Annotated in this window: 12 protein-coding genes; 4 read left to right on the top strand and 8 right to left on the bottom strand. The window is 66.1% G+C overall.

Features of this window, described 5'->3' with window-relative positions:
- Nucleotides 1-13: 13 nt before the first annotated feature.
- From HN018_RS07590 to HN018_RS07570, 5 genes are all read right to left on the bottom strand, one after another.
- Nucleotides 14-1,348: an AAA family ATPase gene (locus HN018_RS07590; protein WP_171834916.1), complete on the bottom strand. Its 1,335-nt coding sequence runs from the start codon at nucleotides 1,346-1,348 to the stop codon at nucleotides 14-16.
- Nucleotides 1,345-1,965, bottom strand: coding sequence for a hypothetical protein (locus tag HN018_RS07585; protein ID WP_171834915.1), 621 nt, complete (start codon nucleotides 1,963-1,965; stop codon nucleotides 1,345-1,347). The genes HN018_RS07590 and HN018_RS07585 overlap by 4 nt, the downstream gene beginning before the upstream one ends.
- 72 nt (nucleotides 1,966-2,037) lie before the next feature.
- Nucleotides 2,038-4,323: a xanthine dehydrogenase family protein molybdopterin-binding subunit gene (locus tag HN018_RS07580; RefSeq protein ID WP_171834914.1), complete on the bottom strand. Its 2,286-nt coding sequence runs from the start codon at nucleotides 4,321-4,323 to the stop codon at nucleotides 2,038-2,040.
- Nucleotides 4,316-5,320 carry an FAD binding domain-containing protein gene (locus HN018_RS07575; RefSeq protein WP_171834913.1) on the bottom strand — a complete coding sequence of 335 codons (1,005 nt, stop codon included), beginning with the start codon at nucleotides 5,318-5,320 and terminating at the stop codon, nucleotides 4,316-4,318. Before HN018_RS07575 ends, HN018_RS07580 begins: the two co-directional genes overlap by 8 nt.
- Nucleotides 5,317-6,015 carry a 2Fe-2S iron-sulfur cluster-binding protein gene (locus HN018_RS07570; protein ID WP_171834912.1) on the bottom strand — a complete coding sequence of 233 codons (699 nt, stop codon included), beginning with the start codon at nucleotides 6,013-6,015 and terminating at the stop codon, nucleotides 5,317-5,319. Before HN018_RS07570 ends, HN018_RS07575 begins: the two co-directional genes overlap by 4 nt.
- Nucleotides 6,016-6,240: 225 nt before the next feature.
- Here HN018_RS07570 and HN018_RS07565 point away from each other — a divergent pair, with 225 nt between their 5' ends.
- Together HN018_RS07565 and HN018_RS07560 are read left to right on the top strand one after the other, a co-directional pair.
- Entirely contained in the window at nucleotides 6,241-8,172 is a 1,932-nt protein-coding gene (locus HN018_RS07565; RefSeq protein WP_171834911.1) for a M61 family metallopeptidase, read from the top strand.
- 314 nt (nucleotides 8,173-8,486) lie between these two features.
- The gene (locus HN018_RS07560) at nucleotides 8,487-10,670 is read left to right on the top strand and encodes a glycoside hydrolase family 52 protein (protein ID WP_171834910.1); all 2,184 of its coding nucleotides are present in this window, start codon (nucleotides 8,487-8,489) and stop codon (nucleotides 10,668-10,670) included.
- A 102-nt stretch (nucleotides 10,671-10,772) separates the two neighbouring features.
- On the opposite strand, the gene HN018_RS07555 is transcribed toward HN018_RS07560, so the two are convergent.
- Complete coding sequence (locus tag HN018_RS07555) at nucleotides 10,773-11,714, bottom strand: metallophosphoesterase family protein (protein ID WP_239479119.1); 942 nt, start codon at nucleotides 11,712-11,714, stop codon at nucleotides 10,773-10,775.
- Between the two features lie 197 nt (nucleotides 11,715-11,911).
- Between HN018_RS07555 and HN018_RS07550 the strand changes: the two genes are divergently transcribed.
- The gene (locus tag HN018_RS07550; RefSeq protein ID WP_171834909.1) at nucleotides 11,912-13,993 is read left to right on the top strand and encodes a phosphocholine-specific phospholipase C; all 2,082 of its coding nucleotides are present in this window, start codon (nucleotides 11,912-11,914) and stop codon (nucleotides 13,991-13,993) included.
- Between the two features lie 23 nt (nucleotides 13,994-14,016).
- Nucleotides 14,017-14,751, top strand: coding sequence for a COG4705 family protein (locus tag HN018_RS07545; protein WP_171834908.1), 735 nt, complete (start codon nucleotides 14,017-14,019; stop codon nucleotides 14,749-14,751).
- Here HN018_RS07545 and ilvD read toward each other — a convergent pair.
- Both ilvD and HN018_RS07535 read right to left on the bottom strand, forming a co-directional pair.
- Complete coding sequence (ilvD, locus tag HN018_RS07540) at nucleotides 14,736-16,457, bottom strand: dihydroxy-acid dehydratase (RefSeq protein WP_171834907.1); 1,722 nt, start codon at nucleotides 16,455-16,457, stop codon at nucleotides 14,736-14,738. The two genes, HN018_RS07545 and ilvD, sit on opposite strands and share 16 nt — an antisense overlap.
- Nucleotides 16,458-16,469: 12 nt before the next feature.
- On the bottom strand, nucleotides 16,470-19,175 hold the full coding sequence (locus HN018_RS07535; RefSeq protein ID WP_171834906.1) for a valine--tRNA ligase: 2,706 nt from the start codon (nucleotides 19,173-19,175) through the stop codon (nucleotides 16,470-16,472).
- Nucleotides 19,176-19,205 lie beyond the last annotated feature (30 nt).

The raw sequence follows: 19,205 nt of genomic DNA, 5'->3' as shown, positions 1-19,205 counted from the left end.
CAGGCGCCACCGGTCAGGGGACGGCGGTCATGGCGGCGGGAACGTCCTTGCCGGGCGATTTCAGGTCGGCGATGCGGGTAATGATGCCATCCTCGCCCTTCTCCAGCCGGACCCGGTGCGCGCCCTTCTGGCGGGCCTCGATCAGCCCGTCGCTGACCATCTCCTCGATCGAGCGCACGAGGTCGCGGGCGCTGGCGCCCTGCCCCAGCCGGTCCTGCTTCTGCATTACCTCGAACAGCAGCGACGGATCGATACCGCCTGCATCGACTTCGAGCCCGTAGCTGGCGATCATCGCCTCGATCTCGAGTGCCGCCACACGGGCCACGTCCAGGCCGCCCAGGCTGCGGAACACGAAGATCCGGTCAAGCCGGTTCAGGACTTCCGGCGCGAAACCGGCGAGGCGGAGCGCGTCCACCGAGGCCTGGCGCATCGCCTCGGGATCGTCCACGTGACGCTCGGCGATCTCGCTGAGTGCCTCGGTGGCGATATTCGAGGTCAGCACGAAAATGGCGCGCGTGGTCGATACCTGCGTGCCGACGGATGCCTCGGTGACGTGACCGTCGTTCCAGGCGCTGAGGAACTTCTTGAACACGTCCGGATGCGCCTTCTCGATCTCGTCGAGCAGCACGACGGAGTCCGGGGTTTCCTTCAGGCCGCCGGTCAGCTTGCCGTAGGTGTCCGACCCCACGTAGCCCTTCGGCGAGCCGAACAGCTGGGTCGCCGCGTGCGGGCTGCTCATCTGTGTCATGTCGAAATGCAGCAGCTTGCGGCCGAGTGCCGCCGCCAGCCGCTTGGCGAGATAGGTCTTGCCGGTTCCGGGTGGGCCCGCGAGCAGGAAGATGCCGACCGGCTTGCCGCGCACCTGCAAGGCAAGGCGCCGGCGCAGCTGCTGGGCGATGTCCTCGCAGACCTGGTCCTGTCCGATGACCTGCGAGCGCAGCGTCGCGGAGAGTGCCACCGAGTCGATGACGGTCGCCTTCTCCTGTTTCGAGAGCATGTCCTCGAGGGCTGCGCGATTTGTCAGCCGGGCCAGAACGTCCATCATCCATCCCCGTTTTCTGCGTCGCGCCCAGGCGTCGACCCGCAGGTTGCGTCCAGCCGCCCGTGACCGCCGGTCGGCGATGCCGGCACGCCATTCGTAGCCTATGCCGCCGATCACCAGCGCCCAGGCCAATGCCCCCGCCCCCGCGTAGAACGGGCCGAGCTTCGTCAGCCAGGACAGCATGACCTGTAGCATGTGCTCGGGCGACAGATGCAGCTGCATGATGATCTGGACGGTCGCCAGCGTCAGGAACGCCAGCATCATCAGCGGCATCAGCCGCGTCGCCATCGGCAGCAGGCCCTTCATTGCGCGACCACTCCGATGTCGAGTTGCTGCCCGGTCGCCAGCACCGGCAGTTCGATCGGCCCCGACAGGGTCAGGGCGCCGATCCCGACCGGATCCGCGCCTGCGACCTTGAACGACACCGTGCCGACATGATCGATCGGGAGCGTCACCAGGATCGGCTGGCGGGTCAGGTGTATGAGCCGGCTATAGCCGCCGGAGCTGACCTGCACGGCCCGTCCGAGCATTCCGTCGGGTGTGGCGGGACCGGCATCGAACAGCGGCAGCTGCACCAGCCGCAGCCGGTCGCGCTTGAGGTCAGCAACCATCGAGGTGGCATCGCCCTGCGGCAATCCCATCGTCGCGACCGCAGCGGCCGCCGAACCCTGCGGCAGCAGCCCGATCTCGAGCAGTCCGCTCGGATGGCCGGCCTCCAGCTGCCGCTGGTGCTGCTGCGCCACCCCGGCGGCGGGCGCCGCGAGGGTCGGCGAGAGCGTCGCGATGGTGTCGTTGAAGCGCACCCAGGCACCGGCGGCGATCATGATCGCCAGCGCGGCGTAGACGGTGCTCCGGACGGCGCCCGACCCGCCGGTGGGTGCGATGGTCGGTTCCTCGGCGGTAATCGGGCTCAGCCTGTCCATGCTACAGATCTGAACAGACGGGCTCGATCGCCGCAATGATGCTTTGCGTATCGAAGCGTAAAGCTCTCTTAATCAAACAAACTTTAATGCGGGCAGGTGTGGGATCAGCTTGTCCGGGGTGATCGGGAAGCTGCGGATACGCACTCCGGTGGCATTGAAAACCGCATTCCCGATCGCTGCGCCCGAGCCGCAGATCCCGAGTTCGCCGCCGCCCTTGACCCCGATCGGGTTCACCAGATCGTCGGTCTCGGGCAGGAAGCTGACCTCGACCGACCCGACATCGGCCTGGATCGGCACGTGGTAGTTGGCGAGATCCTGGTTCGCGAACTTGCCTATCCTGGTATCGACGACATTCTCCTCGGTCAGCGCGCTGCTGAGTCCCCAGATCATGCCGCCCATCAGCTGCGACGTCAGCGTCTTCACGTTCAGCACGCGTCCGACCGCGAATACCCCGACCATGCGACGCATCCGGACCTCGCCGGTGATCGCATTCACGCCGACTTCGGCGAAGTGCGCCCCGAACGAGGCCTGGGCCTTGCCCTTCGGCTTCTCGGACTTGCTGACCTGTCCCTTGGCGAACACCCCGTCCGGCGACATCCGCCCGGCCAGCGCGCCGAGAGGCTCGCCCTGGCTGCCGGACGCGATACGCCCATTCTCGAACACGATCCCGTCCGCATCGACCCCATGCAGCGGCGAACGCACGTCGGCGATGGCCGCCTTGGCGAGGGCGCCGCGGAGGTTCTCGCAGGCCCGGAATACCGCCGATCCGGACGTTTCGGCGCCGAAAGAACCGCCGGAGCCGGCAGTCGGCGGGAAGTTGGTGTCTCCCATCAGCACGGTCACCTGCCCGACCGGCAGCCCCATGCTTTCGGCGGCGATCTGGGTCAGGATCGTGTAGGTGCCGGTTCCGATGTCGGTCATCGCCAGCCGCACGGTCAGGTGCCCGTCCGGCGCCAGGGTCACCTCTGCGGAGGCGTTGCGCAGCATGTTGCCACGATACGCCGATGCCATGCCGTAGCCGATCAGCCATTCGCCATCGCGCTGCGTGCCCGGCTTGGCGGGACGCTTGTCCCAGCCGAATTTCGCGGCACCCGCGGTCAGGCACTGCGCCAGCTTGCGGCTGGTGAACGGCTCGTGCGTCGTCGGGTCGACCATGGTGTCGTTGCGCAGGCGCAGGGCGACCGGATCGACCCCGGTGGCGTCGGCCAACTCGTCCAGGGCGCATTCGAGGGACAGCGAGCCGACCGCGTCTCCCGGTGCCCGCATCGAGTCCGACGGCGGCAGGTCCAGCTTCACCACCTTGTGGAGCGTCGAGATGTTGGGGGACGCATAGAGGCCGCGGGTCGGCTGGGCCACGTTCTCGACGAAATTGTCGTAGCGGGCAGTCTGGATCCAGGCATCGTGCGACACCGACTGCAACGTACCGTCATGACCGGCGCCGATCCGGAGATGCTGGAACGTCTGCGTGCGATGGCTGGTCAGGTGGAACATCTGCTGCCGGGTGAGCGCCACCTTCACCGGATGACCGAGCCGCTTGGCCGCCAGCGCCGCCAGGATCTGGTCCGAGAAGTACGGCAGCTTGCCGCCGAAGCCGCCACCGATATAGCGGCTGACGATCCGGACGTTGGTCTTGGACATCTGCAGGGTCGCGGCGACACCGGCCTGGTGGCTGTCGACCATCTGCGACGAGCACCAGATCGTCAGCTTCGGGCCGTCCCATTTCGCCAGGCTCGCATGCGGCTCCATCTGCGCATGGTTCTGGTAGGGCGTATCGTAATGCACGTCGATGCGGACAGGTGCCTTCGCGAAGGCGGCGGTCGCGTCGCCGACCGAGCTCTGCGGCTTCTCGCCGCCATCCATCTTGGCCAGCAGCTGGCCGTTCCCGAGCGACGGCAGCAGATCGACGTCGATCGCGTCCGGCGCATACTCGACGCGGATCGCCATCGCGGCCGCACGCGCCTGCTCGAAGCTGTCGGCGACCACGAACGCGACCGGCTCGCCGTAATGCCGGATCATGTCGGACCCGAGTTCCGGCTTCGCGCGGGCAAAGCGATCCTGCGCGTCGAGCGGGCCCCACGGAGCCTGCGCCGGCGCATTGGCATGGGTCAGCACCAGCCTGACGCCGGGCGCCGCTTCCGCCGCCTTCGCGTCGATCGACACGATCCGGCCGCGCGCGATGGTGGCCGGCACGATGAACCCGACCAGCGGCGCCGGGCCGTGATACTCGTCGGCGCCGTATTCGTACGCGTAGGTCGCATGGCCCGTAACCTTCAGCCGTCCATCGACTCGGTCGATGCCGGGCCCGAACGGACCGATGAGGCTTGGCGCATGCAGGCCCTTCGGGTCGCCGTCAGCCATGAATGAGCTCCTGGTCGGACCCGGCCACCGCTGTCGAAACCACATGGGCCAGCAGGCGGCGGGTCATCGGGATCTTGAAGTCGTTATGGCCATGGCCGGCGGCGCCCTGGAGCAGCAGGTCGGCGGCATGGTCGATCGTTTCGGCATCCGCCGACACGTTGGCGAGGGCGGCCTCCGCGGCCGGAACGCGCCAGGGCCTGGGGGCCAGGCCGCCACAGGCGAAACGCGCGTGCCGGATGTGGCCACCGGCGCCGTCGACGATCGACGCGACCGAGATCAGCGCGAACGCGTAGGACGCCCGGTCGCGTATCTTGCGATAGCCCTGCAGGCCGGGCGGTGGCGGCGGCAACGTGACGGCGGTGATCAGTTCGCCGGGCTGCAGCACGGTTTCCAGATGCGGCGTGTGCTCCGGCAGGCGGTAGAAGCCCGCGATCGGAATGCGGCGCGTGTCGCCGTTCGGCGCCACGGTCTCGATGGTCGCGTCGAGCGCCATCATCGCCACCGCCATGTCGGACGGATGCACGGCGATGCAATCGGTGCTGCCGCCGACCACCGCATTCATCCGGTTGAAGCCCTGGAGGGCCGAGCATCCTGTGCCCGGCTGGCGCTTGTTGCAGGGCGCGGCGGTGTCGTAGAAATACCCGCACCGCGTGCGCTGCAGCAGGTTGCCGGCGGTCGTCGCCTTGTTGCGCAGCTGCGGCGAGGCTCCGGCGAGCAGCGCCTGCGACAGCAGCGGATAGCGGGCACGGACCGTCGGGTCCGCCGCGAGGATGCTGTTGCTGACGCCCGCACCGATGCGCAGGCCGCCATCCGGAGTCGGGGCTACCCCGCCCGGGTCGAGCCGGCCAAGATCGACCAGGTGGGCCGGCACCACGATCTCCAGCTTCATCAGGTCGAGCAGGTTGGTGCCGCCGGCGATGAAGCTCGCATCCTGGACGCTCGCGGACTTCGCCGCCGCTCGGGCGTCGGACGCACGCTCGTAGGAGAAGCTCCTCATGCCGGGATCTTTCCTTCGGCTTCGCGGATTGCCGCGACGATGTTGGGGTAGGCGCTGCAGCGGCAGATATTGCCGCTCATGCGCTCGCGCAGCTCGAGATCGGTCAGCGCCGGCTGGCCCGCCGGCAGGTTCTCCGTCACCCAGCTCGGCCAACCCTTGCGATGCTCATCCAGCATGCCGATCGCGGAGCAGATCTGGCCCGGCGTGCAATAGCCGCACTGGTAGCCGTCATGCTCGAGGAATGCCGCCTGCATCGGATGCAGCTCGTCGCCCTTCGCGAGCCCTTCGATCGTCGTGACGTGGTCGCCGTCATGCATGACCGCCAGGCCGAGGCAGGAATTGACGCGACCGGCATCGGTCAGCACCGTGCAGGCACCGCACTGGCCGTGGTCGCAGCCCTTCTTCGTCCCGGTGAGATGCAGATGCTCGCGCAGCATGTCGAGCAGCGTGGTCCGCGCATCGAGGCTAAGCGTCTGTGGCTCGCCGTTCACGATGATGTTCACCTGCTGCATCACTACCGGACGCACCGTGGTTTCCAGCCTTGTAACCGGTGCCGGCGGCGTGGTTTGCGGCTCGGCGCGGGCGGTCGGAACCCCGGCGATCAACCCTGCCCCCGCAACGGCTCCGCCCTGGAGCACGCCGCGACGCGACACGGCGACGCGATCTGTGCTCGCCTCGTGCTGGCGTTCAGCCATGGGTAGGTTCTCCATTCTCGTCCGCACTCACTGTAAGCTGGGGATTGAAGTATTCGTGAAGCAGTCCCCGCTGCGGATGCTCGCCAGGACGTGACCGTGGTCCGGCGGTTGCATAGCTTCGCGGTGTAGGCGTTATAACGCCCAACCAGCGAGGCAGTTCACACCGTGTCTTTCCACTCTTCCCGGCTCCCGACGCTACGACAAAGGCTGGCAGCCTGCACTGCCATGCTCGCATTCCTGATCGCTCCTGCCGCTGATGCCCAGCCGCAAGTCCAGGATCAGGCCCAGCCGCAACCGGCTACGGCACCGGCCGCGATCGCCGCGCCGCAGGACCGTCCATTTCCCGGACACATCGCGCTCCGGATCGACGCCACCGATCTCGACCGGCACATCTTCACCGGCCACGAGACCGTCCCGGTGCCGGCCCAGTTGTCGGCAAGCGGTGGCGACATGGTGCTGCTGTTCCCGAAATGGCTGCCTGGCGATCATTCGCCCAGCGGAGAGCTCGATGCATTCGCCAGCCTGGTGGTGAACGCCGGCGGCACGCGCCTTGGATGGGTACGGGATCCGGTGGACGTCTATGCGTTCCACATACCGGTTCCGCGAGGGAGCACCTCGCTCGACCTCGATTTCCAGTTCCTGTCGCCGACCGAGCCGAAACAGGGCCGGGTGGCGATGACGCCGGCGATGCTCAGCCTGCAGTGGAACAACATGCTGCTGTATCCGGCCGGGTATTTCTCCCGTGACATCACCATGGATGCGTCGGTCACCCTGCCCGCGGGCTGGAGCTTCGGCACCGGCCTCGATGTCGCATCCACCGCCGGTGCGGTCACCCACTTCAAGCCGGTGCCCCTGAACACGCTGGTCGACAACCCGATGCTCGCCGGTCGCTACTTCCGGCGCGAGGACCTGGCCCCGGGTGCGGCAGTGCCCGTGCATCTCGACATCGCCGCCGACCGGCCGGACGACCTGGCCATCACCCCCGACCAGCTTGCCCGCCATCGCGCGCTGGTCGTGCAGGCGCAGCGCCTGTTCGGCTCGCACCATTACGACCATTATGATTTCCTGCTGTCGCTGTCGGACGAATTGGGCGGCATCGGCCTCGAGCATCATCGCTCGTCCGAGAACGGCGTCGAACCGGGCTACTTCACCGAGTGGGACAAGATGGCGCCCGAGCGCGACCTGTTGCCGCACGAATACACCCATAGCTGGAACGGCAAGTTCCGGCGGCCGGCCGATCTCTGGCAGCCGAACTTCAACGTTCCGGAGCAGGACAGCCTGCTCTGGGTCTATGAGGGCCAGACGCAGTACTGGGGCAAGATCCTGGCGGCGCGCTCCGGGCTGATCAGCAGGCAGGAGGTGCTGGACAGCCTCGCCTACACGGCGGCTACCTATTCGACCGGAATCGGCCGCAGCTGGCGCAACCTGGAAGACACAACCAATGACCCGGTCATCGCCAGCCGGCGGCCGATCCCGTTCCGGTCCTGGCAACGGTCGGAGGATTACTACGAGGAAGGCGCCCTGGTCTGGCTCGATGTCGACACGCGGCTGCGCAGCCTGACGCATGACAGCAAGTCCCTGGACGATTTCGCCCGCGCCTTCTTCGGCATCGACAACGGCAGCTACATCACCGCGACCTATCAGTTGGCCGACGTGGTCAAGGCGCTGAACACCGTGGCACCGTATGATTGGGCCGCGTTCCTGAACGCGCGCCTGTTCGCCACCGGACCCCAGGCGCCGCTCGACGGACTGACCCGCGGCGGCTACCGCCTCACCTACACCGACACCGAAACGCCGTTCCTGAAGAGCGAGGAAGCCAACCGGAAATACACCGAACTTTCGTTCTCGCTCGGCGTGGCGCTCAAGAGCGACGGCACGGTGCGTGGCGTGATCTGGGACAGTCCGGCCTTCAAGGCGGGCATCGTCGTCGGCACGCAGATCGTCGCCGTGAACGGGCTGTCCTACGATGCCGATGAGCTCAAGCAGACCTTGAAGGCCAGCCTGACCGACAAGGCACCGATCCAGATCCTGCTGAAGGCCGACCGGCATTACCGCATGGTCACCGTCGACTACCATGGCGGCCTGCGCTACCCGCATCTAGAGCGGACCGGCACGGGTCCCGCATCGCTCGACACGATCATTTCCGCGCGCAAGTAACGACCGAGCGGATATCGGTCGCGGGATACGGCGACGCTGCCGTATCCCGTATACCGTGTTCGGCACACCGCATGCCCGCGGCCGTCATCGGTTCGCGACAATGCCGATCCAGCCTCGCAAGTCTGGCATAACGACTGATCCAGAACCATCAACGAAGCGTGAAAAGAAATACTCTGTCATAACAGAAAGACTTCTCCTAGAGTTCGCCTGTAACGTTCTGAGGCACGTTACTCAAAAGGATGTAAAATCCAGTCCTCGGGAGCAAGTTTCTGAAAACACAATTCGAATCGCGTGGTCCCACGCGGCGAACCCTGTTGCGCGCGTCCGCCCTTTCGGGCCTTGGCGCGGCACTTGCGGGCAGTGGCATCGGCGGCATGAATGCCTTCGCCGCCGGCACTGCGGCAGCCATTCCGACGCCCTCGTACACGCCCTCCGACCGTTTCTTCAATGCGCATCATTCACCGATCGGTGCGTATGCGACATTCACTCTCGGTTATCCGGGCGCCAATGGCGGCTTCGGCATCGAGCAGAAACTGCCTGGCGCACAGAGCGTGTTCATCGGTGTAAGGACCGATGGGCGCACGCAGGCGCTGCCATTCTTCGATACCGTGGCGGAAACCGGCATCACGCCGTACGACCTGTCCGTGGTCACGCGTGACTTCCGAGCCGCGAGCGACACGTTCACCACCCCCGACTTCAACTTCACCCTCTATTCGCCGGTACGGTCGATCCCCGATCCGACCGGTGGATCGCCGGGGCTCCTGCATGGCCCGCTGACCGGCATCTCCACCTCGACCCGCAACTCCCTCAACGACGCGTTGCTGCCGGCGATCTTTGCAGAGATGGTCATCGACAACAGCACCGGTGCCACCGAGATGATGGCGGCGTTCGCCGTCGCCGGCGGCAACGCGATCATCATGCCGACCGGCACGCGGGGTGTCGTGTTCGGCACCGCGCCGCGCCTTTATTCGATCACCACCGACGATGCCACGGCTGTCGCCTTTACCGGCGCCAGCATGACCAGTGCGATCAACGGCGAAACCGGCGCAGGCCCGGTCGGCGGGCTCGCGGTCACGGTGGCGGCAGGACACACCAGGACCGTCCGCTTCGCACTTAGCTTCCATCGCTCGGGAGCAGCGACCACCGGCCGTGTCACCTCGTTCTGGTACACCAAGTCGTACGCCGATATCGCGGCGGTGGCCCTGGCGGCAACGCAGAACCTGCCGTCGCGGATCGCCTCGTTCCAGGCCGACGACAGGCTTGTCGACAACTCGAAACTATCGTCCGACCAGAAGTTCATGCTGGCCCACGCGATACGCTCGTACTACGGCAACACCGCTTTCCTGACCCAGAGCGACGGCACGCCGTGGTGGGTGGTGATGGAGGGGCAGTATCAGTACATGAACACGTTCGACCTGACGGTCGACCAGTTGTTCTTCGAACTCGGCATGAACCCCTGGACCGTCAAAAACGAACTCGACAACTTCGTGGCGCATTATTCCTACCAGAGCGGGACTGAACTTGCCGGGGGCGCTACCGGTGCCGGCGGCATCAGCTTCACGCACGACATGGGCCAGTGGCCGGCCTTCTCGCCGGATGGCGCCTCGAACTACGAGCGCACCAACGTGTTCGGCACCTTCTCGTTCATGACCGGCGAGCAGCTCACCAACTGGACGCTGATCGCCGGCGTTTATGTGGCGCAGACCGGCGACGTCGCCTGGCTGGAAAAGAACGGGGCGATCTTCGAGCAGATCCTGGTCAGCCTGGAGAACCGGGACAATCCGGATCCCAGCCAGCGCGACGGCATCGAGAGCTACAACAGCACCAAGACCGGCACCGGCGAGGAAATCACCACCTACGACTCCGTCGGCGCCGGACTCGAAGAGGCTGTCGGCAACACCTATCTGGCCGGCAAGACTTTCTCCGCCTACGTCATCCTGGAAGGGTTGCTTGCAACCACCGGGCGTCTCAGCCTGGCTGCCCGTGCGGCCAAGCAGGCGACGCGCGTTGCCAACACCCTGCTGGCACACGTCACGCCAGGAGGCTTCATCGCGTCGAACGTCTATAACGGCGAGGCGATCCCGATCATTCCGGTCGTGGAAGGGCTTGTCTATTCCTACTTCGCTGGCCGCAAGGACGTCGTTTCGGTCGACGGGCAATACGGCAAGCTGATCAAGGCGATGCAGCGCCATCTGACCACGGTCATTTCCACCGGGGTTTGCATCACTACCGACGGTGGCTGGAAACTCGACAGCCAGAGCGACAATACCTGGCTCTCGAAAACCTACCTGAACGAGTTCGTCGGCAGGCGTGTGCTCGATCTCGACATCAGGCAGAGTACTGATCAGGCCGACTCCACTGCAGTGGCCTGGCTGACCAACTCGACCAGCGGGCGTCTGGCCTGGAGCGACCAGATCATCAACGGCATCGCGATCGGCAGCGAGTATTATCCTCGTGGCGTGACCGCGATCCTGTGGCTGCAGGAACCGCCGGCCTGATCATCGCGCCCTCTTCCGGCACCTAGCGCCGGATCGGGAGAAAACGGACGAAGTTCCACGGTGCGTCATCCAGCGACGCACCGTGGCGACCTTCTACGTCCATCATGTGTTGTGGGGATCGACGCTCTTGAAGCCGTAGGTCTCGTAGCGGGTGACGAGCCGGTTGTCCTCCACGGTGACGACCGTGAAACCCTCCGGCGTGCCGAGATGCGTGCCGTGCCACCAGTTGCCGCTGACCGCGCCACCGGTGATGTAGGGAATGCCGCGCCACAATATGGTTTCGTTGATGTGGACGTGGCCCTGCAGCACGCCAAGCACGTTGTGGCCGGACAGCAGGTCGATCACCTGCCAGCCGTTGATCACGCTGTTCTTGTGATGGCGTGCCGGAACCGGCAGCGGCGCCGCATAGCTGTCGAACGCGGTGACCAGCGGGATATGGCTGACGACGATGGTCGGGGTCCCCGCCGGCAGCGCTGCCAGATCCGACGCCAGCCAGGCAAGCTGGGCAGTATCGATCCGGCCCTCATAGTCGCGATCCTCGGTGAGGCCGATCGAGTCGAGCACGATGAAATGCACGCCGCGATGATCGAATGCATAATACAGCCGGCCGAAATGATCCTCGAAGAACTTCTTGCCGTAGAGCGGATCGGTCGGCTGCACGCCGCTTTTCGTATACACGCCGAAACAGTCGTGATTGCCGATGGTATGATGGATCTTCATCCCGAGATCCTGCTCGGTGCGCGTGTAGAGCGAGATCAGGTTGTCGGCACGCGGTTGCGCCACTCCAAGTGCGTCGAACACATGGTCGCCGCCCTGGATCGCGAAATCGCCGCCGATTGAATGTGCTTTCCTGAAGCATGCATGGCAGCCGCCCGCCGCGTCGAGTTCCGGCTGCAGATGCGTATCGGTCACGAACAGGAACGAGAAGCGCTCGTGCGGCAGGATGGTCGCGGCGTGCGCGGATAGCAGACCGGTCGATGCCAGGCCTGCCGCACCCGACAGGCGCAGGAATCCGCGGCGGCTCCAGGACTGGTTGATCGTCACGGCGCCTTATCCCCCAGGCAAATGATAATGTGTAGGCAGCGATCCGGGAGCGGTAAAATGACCGTTGCAAGTCGCACCGGGCGGATCGCGAACAAGTTGCACGTCTTCAAACGTTCGCGCGACTGTCATCCTCCTGACATGCGAGCCGTCTAGTACCGGCGCCTGAAATTGTTTGCAACAACCTGAGGTGTCTGGCCATGCAACCAGCCGATCGTCGTTCCTTTCTGAAATTGCTTGGATCGGGTGCGTTCGCCGCCACCATGCAGCAGAGCATCGGCCGGGCGCTCGCGATCCCGGCGAACAACCGGACCGGCACCATCAACGACGTCGAGCATATCGTCGTGCTGATGCAGGAGAACCGCTCGTTCGACCATTATTTCGGCACCTTGCAGGGCGTGCGCGGCTTCGACGATCCCCGCGCCGTCACCCTGCCGTCCGGCAAGCCGGTCTGGTACCAGCCTTTCGGCGCCGGTTATGTGCTGCCGTTCCATCCGACCGCGCCGGATCTGGGGATGCAGTTCCTGCAGGACCTGCCGCATGACTGGGAAACCACCCATCTTGCCTGGAACCAGGGCAACTGGGACCAGTGGGTGCCGAACAAGGGCACCACGACGATGGCCCATCTCGACCGCAACGACATCCCGTTCCACTACGCGCTGGCCGACGCCTTCACGATCTGCGACGCCTACCATTGCTCGCTGCTTGGCCCGACGGACCCGAACCGCTACTACATGTGGACCGGCTGGGTCGGCAACGACGGCAAGAACGGTGGCCCGGTCATCGACAATGCCGAGGCGGGCTATGACTGGTCGACCTATCCCGAGCGGCTGCAGGCTGCAGGCATCGGCTGGAAGATCTACCAGGATATCGGCACCGGCCTGACCGCCGGAGGCGGCTGGGGTTGGGGCGAGAACGCCTATATCGGCAATTACGGCGACAACTCGTTGCTGTATTTCCACCAGTACCAGAACGCCGCCGTCGGCTCTCCGCTCGCCGTCGGCGCCAAGACCGGCACCGACATCGCCGTCTCCGGCACGATGTTCGACGAGTTCCGCAGCGACGTGAGCAAGGGCAAGCTGCCGCCGGTGTCCTGGATCGTCGCCCCGGAAGCCTATACCGAGCATCCGAACTGGCCGGCCAACTACGGCGCCTGGTACGTATCGCAGATGCTCGACATCCTGACCGCGAACCCGGACGTCTGGAGCAAGACCGTCTTCCTGATCACCTATGACGAGAATGACGGTTTCTTCGATCATATGGTGCCGCCGACCCCGCCGCAGACCAAGGCGCACGGCCAGTCGACCGTCTCGATCGTCAACGAGATCTATGCCGGCGGTACCGACGCCATGGCCGGTCCGTACGGGCTGGGTGCCCGCGTGCCGATGATCGTGGTGTCGCCCTGGAGCAAGGGCGGCTGGGTGAATAGCCAGCTGTTCGACCACACCTCGATCATCCGCTTCATCGAGCAGCGCTTCGGCCCCCACAACCCGGCCCTGGTCGAGCCGAACATCACGCCCTGGCGTCGCGCGGTCGCCGGCGACCTGACCTCGGCCTTCGACTTCCGGAGCCCGAACCGGACGATCGCCCCGCTCTCGTCGACGACGTCCTTCAAGCCGGTGGATGCGCTGCGTCATCCGGACTACGTGCCGCTGCCGCCCGTGGTGCAGGCACTGCCGGCACAGGAACGCGGTATCCGCCGCGCACGCGCCCTGCCCTATCGCTCGTCCGTGCACGGACATGCCGACATGAAAGCCGGCTCGTTCAGCATCGCGTTCGGCAACGACGGCTCGGTCGGCACCGTCTACCAGGTGCGCTCGACCAATCCTCTCGACGTGCCGCGGAGCTACACGGTCGAGCCGAAGGTGAAGCTCGAGGATAGCTGGCTGGCTGCCACCGCGGGCGCATACGATCTCTCGGTCTATGGCCCGAACGGGTTCCTGCGCACCTTCCGGGGCGCCGTCGCCAGCTTCGCCAACGCCGACGTGGTCGTCGATGCGGACGAGGACGAAGGCAATTGCGGCGTCGTGGTGAATTTGCGCAACCGCGGTCGGTTCAGTGTTCGCGTCCACGTCCTGAACGCCTATAGCGGCCATATCGACCGGCACACGCTGACCCCCGGCGAAAAACACCAGATCAAGCTGGAGTCGTCGTCGTTGTTCGGCTGGTATGACCTCACCGTCACCGTGGAGGAGGACGCCGTATTCCGGTGCCAGCTCGCCGGTCATGTCGAAACCGGCCGCGACAGCGTCACCGACCCGGCGATCGGTGTTTCCAGCTGATCACGAACCGACCTCCCGGTAGCGTGCGCCCACTCGGTATGCGCTACTGGGCGTCGATGTCCGTCGCCAGCGTGTTCGGCGCCAGCCTTGGCGACTTCATCTCGCACAATTTGCATCTCGGCCATTGGCGCGGTGTTCCGCCCCTGGCCGTGCTGCTTGCCCTGACCCTGCTGGCGGCAGGCCGGAACAGGGCACGGTTCGTGGCCTTCTACTGGGTGGCCGTGGTGATCATCCGGGCCGCTGCCACCAATATCGGCGACCTCGCCACGCATGATCTCCGGCTCGGGGATCATGCGCTGGTCGCGGTGCTGGCCATCCTGCTGCTGGTGTCGGCCCTGGTGCCGGCTTTTGTCGGCCGGACGGTTCCCGATGCGCGGATTTCGCGCAGCACCGAGGTGCCCGAGACCAGCACATCCTACTGGGTCACCCTGTTCCTCGCGGGCACCCTCGGCACGGTGCTGGGCGACGATGCCTCCGACCGTTACGGGCTGGCCGCCGCCTCGCTCATGCTCTGCGTGGTGCTGGGAACGCTGCTCTGGCTAAGGCAGCGGACGAACGCCACCGGCAATGGCTCGTACTGGCTGACCGTTCTCGCCGCCCGTACTGCCGGGACCAGTGTGGGCGATCTGCTCGCCAGCCGCCACGGGCTTGGTCTCGGACTACCGGCCACGACCGCCGGCGCCGGCCTGCTGCTCGTCGGATCGTTGCTGTTCCGGCAACGATCCGTACCGGCCGTGCAGGATCAGATATCGGCGTAGACGTGGGTTTCCGCGGCGCCGCCTGGGTGCGTCACCGCGCCCAGGTGCGCCGGCCCCACCAGTTGCGCGAACTTCCAGATCGCGCCGCTATTGTAGTCGGTCTTGCGCGGGGTCCAGGCGGCGCGGCGCTCGGCGAACTCGGCATCCGATAGCGCCACCTCGATCGTGCCGGCATCAGCATCGAGGGTGATGCGGTCGCCGTTGCGGAGCAGCGCGATCGGCCCGCCTTCCGCGGCCTCGGGGCCGACATGGCCGACGCAGAAACCGCGCGTGCCACCGGAGAAGCGGCCGTCGGTAATCAGGGCAACCTTCTCGCCGAGGCCCTGGCCGTAGATCGCGCCGGTGGTGGACAGCATCTCGCGCATGCCCGGACCGCCCTTCGGACCCTCGTAGCGAATGACGATGACGTCGCCTTCCTTGTAGGCACGGGCCTGGACCGCCGCGAACGCATCCTCCTCGCAATCGAAGCACAGCGCCGAGCCCACGAACCGGTGCTCCTTGAGGCCGGCAATCTTCACGATCGCGCCGTCCGGGGCGAGGTTGCCCTTGAGCCCGACCACGCCACCGGTGGTCGAGATCGCCTGGGCGACCGGGTAGACCACATCCTGGTCCTTCGGGAACACCACGTCCTTGAGATTCTCGGCGATCGTCTTGCCGCTGACCGTGATGCAGTCGCCATGCAGCAGCCCGCCATCGAGCAGCGACTTCAGGATCACCGGGATGCCGCCGACGCGATGCACGTCGAGTGCGACGTATTTGCCGCCCGGCTTGAGGTCGGCGATGTACGGGGTGCGGCGCATGATCTGCACCACGTCGTCCATGGTAAAGCGGATGCCCGCCTCGTGCGCCATTGCCGGAAGATGCAGGCCTGCATTGGTGGAACCGCCGGTGGCAGCCACCACGACGGCGGCATTCTCCAGCGCCTTCAGCGTGACGATGTCGCGCGGGCGCAGGCCGGATTCCAGCAATGCCATCACCGCGCGGCCGCTTTCGACCGCGAACCGGTCGCGCTCCTCGTACGGTGCCGGCGAGCCGGCCGAGCCAGGCAGCGCCAGCCCGATCGCCTCGCTCACCGTCGCCATGGTGTTGGCGGTGAACTGGCCGCCACAGGCACCCGCCGACGGACAGGCGGCGCATTCGAGCTCGAACAGGTCCTCGTCCGACATGTTGCCGGCAGCATGCTGGCCGACCGCCTCGAACACGTCGACCACGGTGACGTCGCGGCCCTTGAACTTGCCGGGCAGGATCGAGCCGCCATACATGAACACGCTCGGCACGTTGAGCCGGAGCATCGCCATCATCATGCCGGGCAGCGACTTGTCGCAGCCGGCGAGCCCGACCAGCGCATCGTAGGAATGGCCCCGCATGGTCAGTTCGACCGTGTCGGCGATCGCGTCCCGCGAGACCAGCGAGGACTTCATGCCCTGGTGGCCCATCGCAATGCCGTCGGTGACGGTGATGGTGGTGAATTCACGCGGAGTACCGCCGCCCGCCTTGACGCCGATCTTGACCGACTGCGCCTGGCGCGACAGCGAGATGTTGCACGGCGCCGCCTCGTTCCAGCAGGTAGCGACGCCCACCAGCGGCTGGTGGATCTCCGCCTCCGTCAGCCCCATCGCATAGTAGTAGCTGCGATGCGGTGCCCGATCCGCGCCCTCGGTGACATGCCGTGACGGCAGCCGGCTCTTGTCCCAGACCTTGGTCATGATCGTTATTTCCTATCCGAGCCGACGAAGCGCCGCATCGAGCCGTTCCGTTTCCTGCTGGAATGCGTTGAGTCGTTCACGATTCTCTTCCACCACTTCCGGTTTCGCGCGGGCGACGAAATCGGCGTTCGCCAGCTTGCGCTCGACCTTGCCGGCCTCGTCGACGGCACGTGCGCGATCCTTCTGCAGGCGTGCACGCTCGGCATCGAGATCGATGATGCCGGCAAGCGGCAGGATCAGCGTGGTCTCGTCCACGACCGCCTGCGCGGCGCCGTGCGGCATCTCGCCGACCAGTGCCGAGACGCTGGACACGCGCGCCATGCGACCGATCGCCTCGGACCAGGTCGCGGCACGCGCCAGGGTCGTTTCGCTGGCGTCACGCAACAGCAGTTCCGTGACCTTGGCGGGTGGCACGCTCATCTCGGCCCGCACCGCGCGAATCTCGCCGATGAAGCGGATCACCCAGTCCAGCTCGCGCGCAGTCGCCTGCGCGTCCGAGAGCCGCGTCGGGACCGGCCACGCGGTCCGGATCAGGCTGCCTTCCGGCCCGTAGCCGAACTCCGCCCATAGCGTCTCGGTGACGAACGGCATCACCGGGTTCAGCAGGCGCAGGATCGTGCTCAGCACATGTGCCGTGGCTGCGCGAAGCTCGACCGCTTCCTCGCTATCACCGCTGTTGAACACCGGCTTGGCGAACTCGAGAAACCAGTCGCAGAAACGATACCAGGTGAACTTGTAGGAAACGGCTGCATACTCGTCGAACCGGTAGGCTTCGAGTGCTGCGGTCGCATCGGCGACGGCAATGGCGGCGTCGTCGAGGATCCAGCGTGCGAGCTTGCCCTTGGCGGTTTCCGGATCGAACCCGGCCACCGGCTTCACGTCGTTCATCTCGCAGAAACGCGCGGCGTTCCAGAGCTTGGTGACGAACGAACGATATTCGTCGACCCGCTTCACGCCGAGCTTCACGTCGCGGCCCTGGCCGGTCAGTGCGCACACGGTGAAGCGCAGCGCGTCGGTGCCGTAGCTGTCGATCAGGTCGAGCGGGTCGATGCCGTTGCCCTTGCTCTTCGACATCTTCTGGCCGCGCTCGTCGCGCACCAGCCCATGGATGAACACCTGCCGGAACGGCACCTCGCCCATGAAGTGCAGCCCCATCATCATCATCCGGGCCACCCAGAAGAAGATGATGTCGAAGCCGGTGACCAGTACGTCGCCGGGATAGTACCGGGCGAGGTCGGCCACCGTCGCCGGCGTCTTGTGCGGCCAGCCGAGCGTGGAGAACGGCCAGAGCGCGGACGAGAACCAGGTGTCGAGCACGTCCTCGTCGCGGGTCAGGAGAGTGTTGCTGCCGTAATGCAGCAGCGCCGCATCGGCGGCCTGGATTTCGTCATGCGCCACGAACACGTGGCCGTCCGGCCCGTACCAGGCCGGGATCTGGTGACCCCACCAGAGCTGCCGGCTGATGCACCAGGGCTGGATCTCGCGCATCCAGGCGAAGAAGGTGTTCTCCCACTGCTTCGGCACGAACTCGACGCGTCCGCTCTCGACCGCCTCGATCGCGGGGCCGGCCAGCTTGGCGGCGTCGCAATACCACTGCGTGGTCAGGCGCGGCTCTACGACGGCGCCGCTGCGCTCGGCATGCGGTACCTGGTTGACGTGCGGCTCGATCTTTTCGAGCAGCTCGAGCCGGTCCAGCTCGGCCACGATCGCCTTGCGGGCGGCCTCGCGCGACTGGCCGGCGAGCGCCAGCACGAAGGCCGGGTCGGCGAGGCCATCGACCGACTGCAGCTCGTCGGCGATCTCGTCCAGCAGGATGCGGGCGTTGGCATCGAGGATCGAGGGCGTCGGCAAGCGATGCCGCTCGCCGACCGCGAAATCGTTGAAGTCGTGCGCCGGGGTGATCTTGACGGCACCGGTGCCCTTTTCCGGATCGGAGTAGGTGTCGGCAACGATCGGAACACGGCGGCCGGTCAGCGGCAGGATGACGAAGCGGCCGACCAGGTCGGTGTAGCGGGCATCATCGGGATGCACCGCGACCGCGGAGTCGCCGAGCATGGTTTCCGGCCGGGTGGTCGCCACGGTCACCGAGCGACCGTCGATGCCCTCGACCGGATAGCGGATGTACCAGAGGCTGCCGCGGATCTCCCGGCTCTCGACTTCGAGGTCGGAGATGGCCGAGCGGAACGACGGGTCCCAATTCACCAGGCGCTTGGCCCGCATGATCAGGCCCTCGCGATACAGCGTGACGAAGGTCTCGCGCACCGCGTCGGAGAGGCCGGCATCCATGGTGAAGCGTTCGCGCTTCCAGTCCAGCGACGATCCGAGGCGGCGAAGCTGCTGGGTGATGCTGCCGCCGGATTGTTCCTTCCAGCTCCAGACACGCTCGACGAACGCGTCGCGGCCCAGCTCGGTGCGCCGCACCCCCTCGGCGTCGAGCTGCTTCTCGACCACCAGCTGCGTGGCGATCCCGGCATGATCGGTACCCGGCTGCCACAGCGCGTCGCGGCCCTGCATCCGGCGCCAGCGCACCAGGATGTCCTGCAGCGTCATCGTCAGTGCGTGACCCATATGCAGGGTCCCGGTGACGTTCGGCGGCGGGATCATGATCGTATAGGGAGCCTGCTCGCTGTCCGGGCGGGCGGCGAACGCGTCACCGGCCTCCCATAGTGCATACAGGCGGGCCTCGGCCTCTTCAGGCTTGAAACTCTTGTCCAACATGCGGCGAAGCTAGAGAAACGCGCGCAGCGA

Source organism: Lichenicola cladoniae (assembly GCF_013201075.1).
GTDB classification, from domain to species: Bacteria; Pseudomonadota; Alphaproteobacteria; order Acetobacterales; family Acetobacteraceae; genus Lichenicola; species Lichenicola cladoniae.
This window is presented reverse-complemented; position numbering and strand designations above follow the sequence as displayed.

What these genes read in the sequence shown, in the direction of transcription:
- HN018_RS07580 (WP_171834914.1), bottom strand. Translation starts at nt 4,323, where the DNA reads ATGGCTGACGGCGACCCGAAGGGCCTGCATGCGCCAAGCCTCATCGGT.
- HN018_RS07590 (WP_171834916.1), bottom strand. Translation starts at nt 1,348, where the DNA reads ATGAAGGGCCTGCTGCCGATGGCGACGCGGCTGATGCCGCTGATGATG.
- HN018_RS07565 (WP_171834911.1), top strand. Translation starts at nt 6,241, where the DNA reads ATGCTCGCATTCCTGATCGCTCCTGCCGCTGATGCCCAGCCGCAAGTC.
- HN018_RS07575 (WP_171834913.1), bottom strand. Translation starts at nt 5,320, where the DNA reads ATGAGGAGCTTCTCCTACGAGCGTGCGTCCGACGCCCGAGCGGCGGCG.
- HN018_RS07550 (WP_171834909.1), top strand. Translation starts at nt 11,912, where the DNA reads ATGCAACCAGCCGATCGTCGTTCCTTTCTGAAATTGCTTGGATCGGGT.
- HN018_RS07585 (WP_171834915.1), bottom strand. Translation starts at nt 1,965, where the DNA reads ATGGACAGGCTGAGCCCGATTACCGCCGAGGAACCGACCATCGCACCC.
- ilvD (WP_171834907.1), bottom strand. Translation starts at nt 16,457, where the DNA reads ATGACCAAGGTCTGGGACAAGAGCCGGCTGCCGTCACGGCATGTCACC.
- HN018_RS07535 (WP_171834906.1), bottom strand. Translation starts at nt 19,175, where the DNA reads ATGTTGGACAAGAGTTTCAAGCCTGAAGAGGCCGAGGCCCGCCTGTAT.
- HN018_RS07570 (WP_171834912.1), bottom strand. Translation starts at nt 6,015, where the DNA reads ATGGCTGAACGCCAGCACGAGGCGAGCACAGATCGCGTCGCCGTGTCG.